We start from the raw sequence: 13,091 nt of genomic DNA on the forward strand, positions 1-13,091 counted from the left end.
ATGCCCTGGATCGACTGAACGCATGCAGAACCCTCTGATCGCCCCTCTCGCTACAGCCCTCTCCGGTGGCCTGCCCAGCGCCGGCAGCCTTGCTGGGCAAGTGGCCCAGGCGCTGGGCCTGCCGGGTGCCGGGCTCTACGACCAAGCCACCCGTCTAATTCGCCTGCACACGCCCCTCGGCCCCGATCTTCTGCTGGCAGAAGACCTCAACGCGTGGGAAGGCATGGTGCCGCAGGTCGGCCCCAGCGTGAATGCGCTGGCGGGCCGGCTGGGCGACATGGGCCTGAACACGTGGAGCCCTTGCGCCTCTGGCTTTGTGCAGCAGCCCACGCGCGCCGGCATGCGCCTGGTGGTGCACGCGCTGTGCCAAAGCGCCGAGGTGCAAGACACGCTGCTGGGCCAGCCGGTGCTGGTCGAGCTGCTCTGCCAAGACAGCGCCACCCAGCCGCGGGCGTGGCACGGCCATGTGACCGTGGTGACCGCCATCGGCTCTGACGGCGGCTGGTTCCGGCTGCGCCTGGTGATCGAGCCATGGCTGGCCTGGCTGGCCCAAGGCCGGGATGCCCGGCTGCGCCAGGGCATGACGGTGCAGCAGATCATCGACGATGTGTTCAGCGGCCGCGCCCAGCAGGCCATGCCGCAGGGTGTGGGCCTGTCACCCTCGTGGCGCTGGGCGCTGAGCGACGCCAGCATCTACCCGCAGCGCAGCAGCAGCGCCCAGCACGGCCCGGCCGGCGGCGAGAGCGATCTGGACTATGTGCTGCGCCTGATGAGCGAAGAGGGCCTGGTGGCGTGGTGGGAGCACAACGGCGAGCCCGGCAGCCCCACGCTGGGCCAGCACACCCTGGTCATCGCCGACGACGTGGCGGCCCTGTCCGCCAACCCCCAGCCCAGCGTGCGCTTCACCAGCAGCGACCACACGCTCGGCGAAGACAGCCTCACCACGCTGCACAGCGTGCGCCGCGTGGCCACCCAGGCCGTCGAGCTGACCAGCCGCGACTACCGCTCGGGTGGCGCTGTCGCGCTGCAGCACCGCCCGGTGAGCTCACGCGCCAATGACCCGCTGGCGCTGTTCGATCACTCCATCGTCGACCATCCGGGCCTGTACGCCTACGAATCGCTCGACCAGGGCGAGCGCCTGGCCCGTGTGCAGAGCGAGGCCCTGCAAGCCGCCGCCAGCCGCAGCGTGGCACGCGGCCCCTGGCGCCGCGCCCAGGCGGGCACGTGGTTCACGCTGCAAGACCACCCTGCCTATGGCGGGTTGCTGGGTGGAGTGACGGGTGCGGTGCGGCAACTGTCGGACGGCTCGTCATCGGGCGCCTCAGGGGCCGATGGCGCCAGCGGCGAGTTCGTCATCCTGGCCACCCAGCACCGCGCACGCAACAACCTCTCGGCTGACGAGCGGGTGCGCGGCTGGGGCATCGCGCAGCAGTTGCTGCATGGCGTGGGCGCTTCGGTCACCGAGGCCGTGCTGGGCGGCGCCCCTTCTCGCCACCCCGACGCCGATGAACGCCTGCACGACGCGGTGCTGCTGATGCAGCCTCGCTCACAACCGTTGCGGCTGGTGGCTTCGGCGCCCAGCGCCATGGCGCACCCTTTCGGCGCGCCCCACACAGGCGATGCGGCTCTGGACCTGTTCGCCAGCCACTACGAAGACCAACTCGCGCAGCCTGACACCCGCCAGAGCCCGCGTCCGACCACACCGGCCATGGCCACCGCCATCGTCGTCGGCTCGGGCGAGCCGGTGCACACCGATCGCGATGGCCGCATCCGCATCCAGCATCACTGGCAGCGCGGCGCCAATGGCTCGCACCGGCTGGCCCACCCCACCGGCGCCAACGAGGCCCCTGCCGATGCCTCCAGCCACCCCTGGGTGCGCGTGGCCCCGGTGCTCGCCGGCCAGAACTACGGCGCCTGCTTCATCCCCCGTGTCGGCCAGGAGGCCGCCCTGGTGTACGTGGGCGGCGATGCCGATCGGCCCGTCGTCATTGGCAGCCTCTACAACGGCGAGGGCCAGCCCGATGCGCAAGGCAACCTGGTGTTCGCCGGGGCCGCCGGCGCCGTGGGCAGCGCCCCGGCCTGGTTCCCCGGGGCCGAGCCCGCCGGCTCGATGCAAGGCCATGCGCATGATGCGGTGCTCTGCGGCTGGCGCAGCCAGGCCCTGGCCAGCAGCGCAGGCGGCATGGGAGGCAGCAACCAGCTCGTCGTCGACGACACCCCCGAGCAGCGCCGGCTCGAGCTGGGCGTCTACGCCAGCCCGAATCTGCCCGACACGCGCATGCAGCTGGGCCACCTGCTGCACCAACACGGCAACCAGCGCCTGCAAGACCGCGGCCATGGGCTGGATCTGTCCACCGTGGGCCATGGCGCCATGCGCGCCGCCTCGGGCCTGCTCATCAGCGCCCATGCGCGTGCACCCAGCACCAGCAGCGGCCAGCAGATGGACAGCCGCGAACCCCAGAGCCTGCTGCAAGCCGCGCAGGATCTGCAGCAATCGCTGGCCGACAGCGCGCAGAAGCACAACGCCAAGCTCGCCGACGAGCCGCTGGTGGCTGCCGGCAGCGCAGACCAGCTCGAAGCGCAGTTGCCCGCGCAGCAGGGCCTGCACGCGCTGCAGGCGAGCCTGGCCGGCACCGCCACCTTGAACGGCACCGCGTCTTCGGAACTCTCAGCGCCAGATGCCCCCTTCCCCGCCATCGACGGCGGCTGGGGCACGGTGGCCGCCTGGCAGCGCCCCGAGCTGGTCCTCTCAGCCCCCGCCGGCGTGGGCCTGTTCACCCCCGCCCACGCCATCCTCAGCGCCGGGGCCCACCTGAGCACCACCGCCAGCCAAGACCTCCAGGTGATGACCCAGGCCAGCTACGCCGCAGCCGCCGCCCAAGGCATCGTGCTGTTCACCTACGGCCAGGCCTCCAATCCCAACAAACCCAGCACCGAAACCGGCATCGCCCTGCATGCCGCCACCGGCAACGTCCACCTCAGCGTCAACTCCGGCCAGGCCAGCCTCGCCGCCGACCAGTCCGTCGAACTCGTCAGCACCCACGCCAACCTCACCGTCGCCACCCCCACCCGACTTATCCTCGCCGCAGGCGGCGCCGGCATCGAGATCAAGTCCGGCTCTATCGACCTCAAGGCCACCGGGCCCATCGAGGTGCATGCGGGGATGAAGAATTGGACGGGGGGGGCGAGTGTGAGCGCGCCAGCCCTGAGCCTTGCAACGAGCGAGCTGACGGCCGCAGGTGAAGAATCGCAGTTCAGCGTCCAGTTTGACCTGTCCGACCTTATCGGCATGCATCCCGACACCCATACGGCAGTAAGACCCCTCCCATATCAAATTAGGAAGAAGGACGGGACAGTTTTAGCAAAGGGCTTCACCAATTCCGAGGGTGAAACGCAACGCCTATTCACGGCCCAAGCGGAGGATGTGTATATCTACACGGAAGAAGGCACTTGCATCTTCTCGGTCGACTGCCTGCACCACTACGGCGAAGGCGAAAGCCAATGACTGACCCAGATAGCAGCATCGAGCCGTCGGCTCAGCAACCGAAGCCGCCTACAACTGATAAGGACGCGCCGGTGCCAACGCAAGCACCGCCGAAGCTTGGCGAATCCTTGCCGTCTAATCCGGGCCATGAAAACGCCGACCCAAAGCCAAATTCAGCACCCGGCGCCGAACAGGAAGCCTCCCCATCCTCGCCTTCACCGCAGGCCGCTCAAAAGGCAGAACCGTCTACCGAGCCAACCGAACCACCGCAGCCCGAAGTCTCTCTTGACATAGTTGTGGTCGATTCAGGTGGTCTGGTTTTGCCTGGTCTTGCGCTCAGAGTATGGAGATATGGAAGCGCAGGTAAAGTCCACGTCGTGGACGCAAAAACCGACAAGTCTGGCGCCATTCCACCAATCACCACGTTGCCACTCGGATCTCGGTTCGAAATTCAGATACGCAACGACCGCGGAATCTACATGATGGCGGCCATTGGAACAGTACAGTCCCAGCGAATGACTGGCAATCTGATGCTCCCCCATCAGCGTTTCGAGTTCGCCACCTATTCACATGAAGGCACGCCAGGGACTGCAGAGAAAGCAAAGCGCACGATCGCAAACGCGCACTCACAAAAACCAGACGGAAGGATTGATGTAGCCCGCAACGCGACCGCTGCGCCTACCGTAACGCTGAATCGAGACGAGCAAGGAAATCCCAAAGGAATAATAACTTCGGGGGCACGCAATATGCTCGGGCAGAACCAAATATCGGCCAGCAACCCAAATTTGGGTTTGAATGCACCCGACAAGGTTAAGGCGCTACTCGAATTTGGTATGGAGCAATTGACCTGGATACATCCAGGCAACCTCACTAGCCAGACAATTATCGAGAGAATGAAGCGATCGACCTATACACATGAGAATAGGCCCAATGGACTGGGATCATCCCAGACCCTAAGACGCTGCACAAAGTACGTAAAGATCGCACTATGGAAAGCTGGCTACATCCCCAATGACGGGGACTTCGATCCGAACACAAGCCCTGCCTCCAAACTTGGACCGGGTCTGCTCAGGGCCGGGTTTTCCGATATTACCGAGTCCCTCCCTGACGCAAGATGGGCGGCCCCTGGGGACGTCATAGTCTATCGACGAATCGGCGCCCCCGAAGCTGACGGCCATATAGACATTCGGACCTACGACGGATATCTAAGTGACTTCTGGGACAGCTACCTACCGGTTTCTCAGTTCGAAGTAATTGGGATCTATCGAAAGTACTACGACCCTCTTCCAGAGAGGCGGGTACGCGCATTTCTCAAAGTCATCAGAAGCCGAGAGGCGGAAACGCTTTTCAAAACAGCCGGAGACGCAGCAACCTATCGAGCCCTCCCATACAGCGGGAGGAAGGGCGAGGCGGCACCGCGATTTGAAAGTTTCGCAGACCATCCATTTGCCAATTCAAGCGAAGGACGCAACGCGAGCGGAGCATACGGGATACGCAAGAGTAGTTTTAAGCTATATACAGACTTGCGACTAGCGCAGGGAAGATCTGCCTGGGTCGACGTTTCTTCAATGAAAGAGAAATTCTCGCCCTTAGTTCAGGACCGAATCGCGGTGGCAATAATGGAGTTACATCCTGGCCAAGGGTATGGCTCTGCAGGGTACCAGACGATGTTGCCAACCAGCCTAGCACTGGTGCGAAGCAACAAAATTGCCGAGGCGGCAAAACAACTTGCAACGGTCAAGACACCCCAATGGACTTCACTGCCTGGAGGCGCTGAGTCCAACTATTCTTTGGAACAGCTCTTGGCTGACTACCAGACTTTCTACGATGAGTAAAAATATTCAAGACATGATCTTCATCGGGCTGCCGCTCTCATTCTCTGCAATCACGGCTTTCGCGGCAGATGTACCGGCGGACCTGTGCGAAAAACTGAGTCGAAGGCCCACCAAGCTGCCGGCTCTATATATGATATCCAAGAAGGAGGTAATTGCCATTGAAAATAAAATTGATTTAGGCGAAGTCAATCGGGCGGCCGGCCACGCCACAGACATGGACCTATATCTCGCAGTGAAGCCGAATGAGCAGGCTGACGCCGAGCTGCCCGGTCGAGAGTACATGGTTGTACCCTCAGACATGCCCGTGAAATGTAAACGACTGTGGGCCTACGCGATAAAGATAGACCTGTCCGATTCCACCATACCTCCGGGCCACTTCGATCGAAGCATAGTCCTATTCTCTCGCGGCTCGGACGGCACACCTGGGAGGGCAATTGACGGGCTCAGTATTTCAGGCACGATGCTTAGCCCTCAGATTTCCGTGAGACCAACGGCTTCCGAAGGGGAATACTATACTCTTTCAGTGTTCAATGTTGGCAACATGAGTCTCAAGGGCGTTACCGTCCTTTTCGACACGGAGGGCCGTTTTTCGATTGTTTCTGATGAATGCGACAAGAAGTCTTTGCCCCCCAATTCTCAGTGCAACGTCAAAATTCGAGATGCGAGAAGTGGCGTTAGTCGGCAGTCTCTCATAGTTGGTGATGGTAGCAGCAGCCCCTGGAGGTTCTCAATAAATGGCGGATTCGACGCAATGCCTCTAGTCGTTCTTCCCTAGCAGGCTGATGAAATACGTTGCTTCTGCGCCCAGCGAGTGGCCTACGAGACTGTGCAATTGAGCAATGCCTTTTCAGCGGAAGCTGTGCTCGGACAGGCAATAGCTTGGCCGACCTACCCAAAGGATACAGCGAAGTTTTTGAGGTGATTGCTAAGTGGTATGATTAAATTCGCGCCATTTCCGACGCGTCAACTGGCACTCTTACTGGCAATTGGCATTATCCCGCTCTCTCGCGGACAAGCCAGCGATCTCGATTACGCCAAATACGTTGGCAGCTTATACGCCGAGCCACTCGGGACAATCGAATTCTCGAAACTCGACAGAAAGTCGAACATATTGAATTCCTGCGGTCTATACGAGAAATATTTCGACTCATTACTCATAGAAAGGAATTCCGCAGGGCGTTGCAGCCTCAAATCAGGACTCGGAAACGTAGCGCCTTTCTTCAGGTTTCCCGGGTATGACGCGCATGACATGGGCGAAGCTTACCGAAACCGAGAAGAAATCTCTTTCAAGGTGGGCCAACCCCAAAAAAGGGGCACTGTCGTTCAAGTTCCTGTTGACATCGACTTTGATTCAGAATCCAAGAGTAAAGCAATATATTTTTTTGACGAAGGACGGCAGGATGGAAAGATCGTCAACGTATTAGCTATGATAGGCCTTCCCATTCCAATGGAAGAAGCCGAAGGCTCTTTGTGCAGTATTCAGAATGCGCACTATGCTTTTGCCTTGGCACCGGATCGCCAAGAGTTCTATTCATCTATCCCGGCTCCTTGCGACCGCATTGAATGGGAGCGCCGCCGCAAAGAGCTGATCGAGCCAAAGAGCCTTAAGCAACAAGGCAAAGACTGACTGGCCGTTTTTGGCCTACGCCCCAGCGTGAATGCGCTGGCGGGCCGGCTGGGCGACATGGGCCTGAACACGTGGAGCCCTTGCGCCTCTGGCTTTGAGATTCGAGCATAAAAAACATTGGGATGCGCCAAACTCGATGACGCAGCATCTATTTTTCGCCATTGCTATGGCTGGAACGCTTTTAGCATCGGCCCACGCTGGCGCGAGACTTGAAGCAAACCTAGTATTCGCGGACCTCAGCAATCCACCAAATCCAGAGATTGGCGAAACCATACGGTTAATAGCAGAGCAAGCCACTCCAATCTGCTGGAAGAATGACTTGGGTCTTCTCTATATAAAACAAAGACCCCTTGGAATTACCGACGATCTCTTTCGCAGAGCAGTCGTTGATGACGACGGCAAGTCGAAAAAGACGCTCGGTGATCTGCTTCTTTGGAACAAGAATAGCGGCGCAGATGGGTTTGATGGCGCAATAGTCTACGTCAACGCGCCTTCTCCGCGGCTTATAGGATTCAACGCAAAGACTATGCGAAGAGAGTGGTACCCATTGAATGACACAAAGGATCCCAAAAAGGTTGAATTCGCCTTCTGCCTTGTCAAGCCGGATATCGTGCGAGCGCTGTAGAAATCCGGCGCACTTCGTTTAATTATCATTATTCGAGATTGATCCGCGATCTTTTTTGGCCACTGAGACGCCAGCTACCCAAAGGGCGCGGTCGCGAAACCCTCAAATGAAGTCTTTCCTCTGGACCTTTGTCGGCCTCGCTTTCTGCGCGCCTATCGTCGCAGGAATGCCAAATGGCCCGTATTTGGCGTGGATGGCGACGGGGCCAAATGGCAACATAGCAACATCTGCAATATCTGCCTACTTCCTTAAACCGAAAGGTAAGGACGAGTTTTGCGGCGAAATATCACGAAGCCCGGTCTTAGTTATTAAGGCACTACCGAAAGGACTCGACGCTAGCCTAGTAGAAAACGGGGTATGGAACGGCGATCGCCAAGCAGCGTCGAATATTCAAACTCTTCTTAAAGACTACAAGTTAGAGCCCGGCCCCGGCGAAAATCTTGACGGCGTTATTGCATTTAGAACAATCGATTCCGAATGGAGTGAGCTAGCAAGCCTCGGGGTTGGTAGCCTTAAGATCCGACGGCAACGAATACGAAACTCAAGAATCTCGGAAGATTTAGTTGCGGGATTTTGCACAATAATTCCTCCGATCCTTAGAAAATAGCAGCAACGCTCGGATGGATGGTTCATCCGAGTGGGTGCGAATGGATCGTAGTTGTTGGCGCTGGGCGCTGAGCGACGCCAGCATCTACCCGCAGCGCAGCAGCAGCGCCCAGCACGGCCCGGCCGGCGGCGAGAGCGATCTGGACTTGTGCTGCGCCTGATGAGCGAAGAGGGCCTGGTGGCGTGGTGGGAGCACACCGGCGAGCCCGGCAGCCCCACGCTGGGCCAGCTCACCCTGGTCATCGCCGACGACGTGGCGGCCCTGTCCGCCAACCCCCAGCCCAGCGTGCGCTTCACCAGCAGCGACCACACGCTCGGCGAAGACAGCCTCACCACGCTGCACAGCGTGCGCCGCGTGGCCACCCAGGCCGTCGAGCTGACCAGCCGCGACTACCGCTCGGGTGGCGCTGTCGCGCTGCAGCACCGCCCGGTGAGCTCACGCGCCCATGACCCGCTGGCGCTGTTCGATCACTCCATCGTCGACCATCCGGGCCTCGGCCGCGCACCCGCAAGATGGCAACCGACCTTATCGTCGGTTGCGGCGACGCGGCGCACCGACACTGACGGCCTCGACAATGTCTTCAGTCAGCGACGCGGGCCAACGCGGCAAGGCCTCTGGCGCCTGAAGCCCGCTGTCGCACACTCCAAATTGAAAGGAGCGCTCGCCAATTGCCTCATCCCACTCATCTCTTTCGAGCAGCGCTGTGCGCGGCCATGATCATCACGGCCTCCACGCACGCCGCCACGCCTTCGGAAGCCAGCCTTGATCTCGATGACTGCGAAGTCTTGATCGGGCAGCGTCAGGCCTCTGCCTACAAGAAATGGCGCGCTGAGATGCAGGCCTTGTCGCAAAAGGGCGATCGGCAAGCCATCGTGGCGCTGGCGGGGGTGGCCAACAACGTGATGGCCTGCCATGAAGAGGCGCTCGTCCCCGAGCAGGGGTGGAGCATGTCACTCAGCACGCCCGGCGGCACCACCGAGACACAGTCGCCAACAGGCATCCCGGACATTGGCAAACGGCCCGGCGTTCTCGCCGACTTGAAGCAGTTGGTGGATCGCACCCATTCGGCTGGGGCATTCGATCCGGCTTATCGGCGAATCTCGGCCGAGTGGGTCACCAAGTATTCGTCCGTGCTCCAAGACAGGTTGGCCCAAGCCTACGAAGATGCCGCCGGGGCCTACCAGTCGGATTGCGTACTCAAGCGTGCCATTGGCAAACGTGATTTGCAGTTCTCGTGCGCGGCAGACCGGCGGGTGCTGGCTCAGTTGGTGCCGCTTGTTCCTGCCGATGTCCGCGCCCAAGCGGACAAACGTGCCGCCGAGTGGGCCAAAGCGCTGAACCCGGCGCTGCCGGATTGAAGGCTGGTTGATCCAAGGGCACTCCTGCCGCCGGCCCGTCCACCCCATCCATGGGATACGTCTGCCGCGCTGAGCTGTGAAAATGCGGGTAGACCGGTTCGACGCAGCTGCCTCTGCGGCTTGAAGTTCGACAAGTACTGGACGACTCTGATCCGTCCGCGCACGGCCTCCATTCCGGCCTCGTCAGGCGCGAAGCCAAGCGCCGCTCCCCTCGAATGCGTCGGCGCGCTTCCTCATCGGTGCGCCTGCTGTAGCCACACCCAAACCCATATGACCGACGAAACCCCCACTCCAGAAGCGCAGAAGACCACCGCCAAGCGACCCAACTGGTGGAAGTGGCCGATACGGCTGCTGGCTGGTTTGGGTGCGCTCACGCTGATCGTGGTCGGCATGGCCTGGTTCACCGCCTCGCGCAAGGCCGAGCCGGTTCACTTTTCTGCCGACGAGATGATCGACCAGATCATGTTGAGCACCTATGGCAAGTATTCAGAATCCGCGAAGGGGTGGATGTATGTCGACGATCAACGTCAGATGTATGTGATGCGGGTGGTGCACCGCGCCAAGATCGTTGATGCCGAGGGCCATGAAGAGTTGTACTTCGTGGCTTCGGGCGACGATGGTGCTGACACGTTCTCGCGCGAGGCGATCATCGGCGCATTCAAGGTGATGGCCGACCCGGACAAGACCGACGGCTCGCTGATCCAGATCAGCCAACCTTTCATGCAGGGCATGGGGTCGGTTGCATTGGCACGCGAAGACATTCGATTCGAGGCCCTCAGCAACAAGACGTTTGGCTGGGTGCTGAAAACCGGCACGACCTGGCATGGTGAAGATGCGGACGGCCGCGAGGTGATGAACCGCGTCGTCGCCCCCAGCAGCAGTTCGATGGCGGTGGTCGCGACCTTCCCAGCCTCGATCAAGGCCGAGGTAGAGGGCGGCTGCGCAGACGGCCAGGCGCGTTACGCGGATTGGGTGAAATCCCGGCAGGAGCGCCAGGATGCCGGCCCGGGCCCTGCTGCGGCGTCATCGGCAGCCTCTTCTGCATCAGCTTCAGAGTCGGGCGACGACGAAAGCGATGTCGAAGGCGACGACGAGCCGCCGCTTCGCTGCTCCGACGCCACCTTCAGCTACAAGACGGATCCGGTGCCTGAAGATGGCTTTGTCGCGATCACCGTGTCGGCCAGCGGCAAGTTGAATGGTGACCCGGTGCCAACGAAGACTTGGAAACTGGTCTTCGACCACAAGAGCTTCACCTATCTCGTGCCCGATGACCTGAAGGCGTTCAGCGCCGGCTACTGAGGAAGCTGGGGCACGGTGAACGGGCCATCGACATGACACCGTCGCCGCATCGGCGACTCCGATCAATATCACTCTCCGTATCCCGCCGATGACCGACCACAACGCGCAGCCCATCGAAGGCGCCACAGGCCACGAACCAGGGGCGGCCCGCGGCGTGCCCCTCGTCACCGCAGCGCTGGTCACGGCGAATGTCGGCTACTACCTCTATCAAGGGCTGAACGGCAACCCTTGGATCGACCCTTCGGCCGATCAGCTCTTGGCCTGGGGCGGCAACGCGGCCATGCTGACGCTCACAGGCGACAGCTGGCGCCTGCTCAGCAGCGTGTTCGTTCACGGCGGGCTCATGCACTTGGTGATGAACATGTACATGCTGCTGATCCTCGGCAGCCTGGCCGAGCGCCGTTTCGGCCGCATCGGCTTGCTGATGCTGTTCCTGGCCGGCGGCATCGTCGCCAGTTGCACCAGCACGTGGTGGCAGAGCCTGCACACCATGGGCACCGACCTGCTCGGCCGACCGTTCGTGAGGATGGTGGTCGGCGTGGGGGCATCGGGCGCCATCATGGCGGTGGCGGGGGCGCTCTTGGCAGCGCACGCCGTGAAGTCGTGGTACAGCAGCGATCACAGGTCCTTGGCGGAGGCCGGATTCGGAAAGGAGCTGGGCCAGGTCGTCGCCATCAATCTGGGCATGGGGTTCCTGATGCCTGGCGTCGACAACGCGGCGCACCTGGGCGGCGTGGTGGCCGGGCTGCTGATGGGCGCGAGCTTGCAATACGTGGCGGAACTGGCCAGCACGCTGATCGAGATGGTGTCTCGTGTGGCCATCCCCGCAGCGCTGGCTGCCCTCTGCGTCGCCGGCCTGCTGCATGGCAGTGATTGGGCCGAGATGCGCGAGCTTCGTGGACTTCGCGACGAGCAACAGGCGGGGGAGTCTCGCGCGAACGCCGAGCAACAACGCGTAGACGCCCAAAAGCAAGCGGCCGAGTCCGAGCGAAATGCGCTGCCCCCTCCCGTGTCAGATGAAGAGGCCCGCGGACGGGTCATCCCCTTTGGCGAAAGCGGCACATCGTTTGCACTCTCTGCAGATGGCAAAACGGCGTACGCCGTCGATCACTATCAAAACAAGATCCAGGTGATCGATCTACAGCGCGGCGCTGTGGTCCAGAGCATTGCCGGCCCCAAGGCCGTCATCAAAGGCAACTGCATGGACATCTTTTGTGGCGACCCCGCAGCGGCCGACATCGCGCTGCTTCGGCAGCGCCCGGCCGCCTTGGTCAGCTCCATGCAGAAGAACGCGGTTGTTCTGATCGACCTGGCTGCAGGGCAGGTCTCCAAGACCATCGCGGTCGGCAAGTCGCCGAACGCCATCTTGCTGTCGGCGGACGACAAACGCGCCTATGTTCACAACGTGTTCGACGACACCATATCGGTGGTCGACGTCGATTCAGCCGCCGTGGTGCAAACGCTCGCCTTGCCCAAGGAAGCCCGCTCCGGCAGCCGGCCGGGCCATCGATTGCCGATGTGGCTGAATGCGGACGGCACGCGGTTGTGGGTGGCGTTCAGCGAAGGCGCCGCAGGACGGCAGCTTTCGTTCGACACGGCGACGCTGAAGCCCGTGGACAGCCAAGAGATGTCCGAAGTGCCGGACAGCGTGGTCAGACTGTCGGACAGCGACGGATCCGTCATGGCTTTGATGGCCGACGGCGTTCGAGTGGTGCATGATGGCTCGACGGAGGGCCAGCCCGCCTGGCCGTTCTGCACGCGCATCCAGCCGATGCAGTCGGCCGTCTCGCGCGCCGCAGGCCAGCCCAGCCGCGTCGCCATCGCCGACTACCGAGGCTACAACGGGCAAGACTCGTTGATCCACGTGGCCAACCTTCAGACATCGGTGACGCTCGGCCAGTACCCGGTCGCTGGGGTGGCGATGAAGGTTCAATTTTCCGAAGACGGCTCACACGTCTATGCCGTGACCAATGGCGGAAGCTTCGTGGACATCGACACTCGCAAACGCCTGGCCGATCGAGACGACACTCCCCTGTTGTGCTCGCGATAGCTCGACCAACGCCAGAGCGTCGGGCGTGCACGCACGCCGTGCGTCGCATGCATTCACGGTAGCGTGAACAGGGTGCGCGTAACGAACGGGTTAGGAAAGACAGCTTCCGTTCAACACGGGCCTCGCTGAGAACGGCGAGGCTGCCTGATCATCAACGCCCGCTGGCCCTGCACGCAGGCACACATCTGCGTTCGGCGCCTCGTGCC

General features: G+C 61.5%; 10 protein-coding genes. All 10 read left to right on the forward strand.

What is annotated here, in order from left to right; genetic code table 11:
* The first annotated feature begins 22 nt into the window (after positions 1-22).
* The 10 genes from AACH06_RS17100 (at position 23) to AACH06_RS17145 (ending at position 12,885) form a co-directional block, all read left to right on the forward strand.
* Positions 23-3,505, forward strand: a complete 3,483-nt coding sequence (locus AACH06_RS17100; RefSeq protein WP_341426964.1) for a type VI secretion system Vgr family protein — start codon at positions 23-25, stop codon at positions 3,503-3,505.
* Positions 3,502-5,319 (forward strand): hypothetical protein, encoded by a 1,818-nt coding sequence (locus tag AACH06_RS17105; protein WP_341426965.1) that lies wholly within the window; start codon positions 3,502-3,504, stop codon positions 5,317-5,319. The genes AACH06_RS17100 and AACH06_RS17105 overlap by 4 nt, the downstream gene beginning before the upstream one ends.
* Positions 5,312-6,094, forward strand: coding sequence for a hypothetical protein (locus AACH06_RS17110; RefSeq protein ID WP_341426966.1), 783 nt, complete (start codon positions 5,312-5,314; stop codon positions 6,092-6,094). The genes AACH06_RS17105 and AACH06_RS17110 overlap by 8 nt, the downstream gene beginning before the upstream one ends.
* 159 nt (positions 6,095-6,253) lie before the next feature.
* Complete coding sequence (locus tag AACH06_RS17115) at positions 6,254-6,946, forward strand: hypothetical protein (protein ID WP_341426967.1); 693 nt, start codon at positions 6,254-6,256, stop codon at positions 6,944-6,946.
* Between the two features lie 166 nt (positions 6,947-7,112).
* Positions 7,113-7,571 carry a hypothetical protein gene (locus tag AACH06_RS17120; protein ID WP_341426968.1) on the forward strand — a complete coding sequence of 153 codons (459 nt, stop codon included), beginning with the start codon at positions 7,113-7,115 and terminating at the stop codon, positions 7,569-7,571.
* Between the two features lie 106 nt (positions 7,572-7,677).
* Complete coding sequence (locus AACH06_RS17125) at positions 7,678-8,178, forward strand: hypothetical protein (protein WP_341426969.1); 501 nt, start codon at positions 7,678-7,680, stop codon at positions 8,176-8,178.
* 159 nt (positions 8,179-8,337) lie between these two features.
* Positions 8,338-8,895, forward strand: a complete 558-nt coding sequence (locus tag AACH06_RS17130) for a contractile injection system protein, VgrG/Pvc8 family (RefSeq protein WP_341426970.1) — start codon at positions 8,338-8,340, stop codon at positions 8,893-8,895.
* The gene (locus tag AACH06_RS17135) at positions 8,892-9,536 is read left to right on the forward strand and encodes a hypothetical protein (protein ID WP_341426971.1); all 645 of its coding nucleotides are present in this window, start codon (positions 8,892-8,894) and stop codon (positions 9,534-9,536) included. Before AACH06_RS17130 ends, AACH06_RS17135 begins: the two co-directional genes overlap by 4 nt.
* Positions 9,537-9,806: 270 nt before the next feature.
* Entirely contained in the window at positions 9,807-10,835 is a 1,029-nt protein-coding gene (locus tag AACH06_RS17140) for a hypothetical protein (RefSeq protein ID WP_341426972.1), read from the forward strand.
* Positions 10,836-10,923: 88 nt separating this feature from the next.
* On the forward strand, positions 10,924-12,885 hold the full coding sequence (locus AACH06_RS17145) for a rhomboid family intramembrane serine protease (RefSeq protein ID WP_341426974.1): 1,962 nt from the start codon (positions 10,924-10,926) through the stop codon (positions 12,883-12,885).
* Positions 12,886-13,091 lie beyond the last annotated feature (206 nt).

The organism is Ideonella lacteola (genome assembly GCF_038066555.1).
Classification (GTDB): Bacteria; Pseudomonadota; Gammaproteobacteria; order Burkholderiales; family Burkholderiaceae_C; genus Ideonella; species Ideonella lacteola.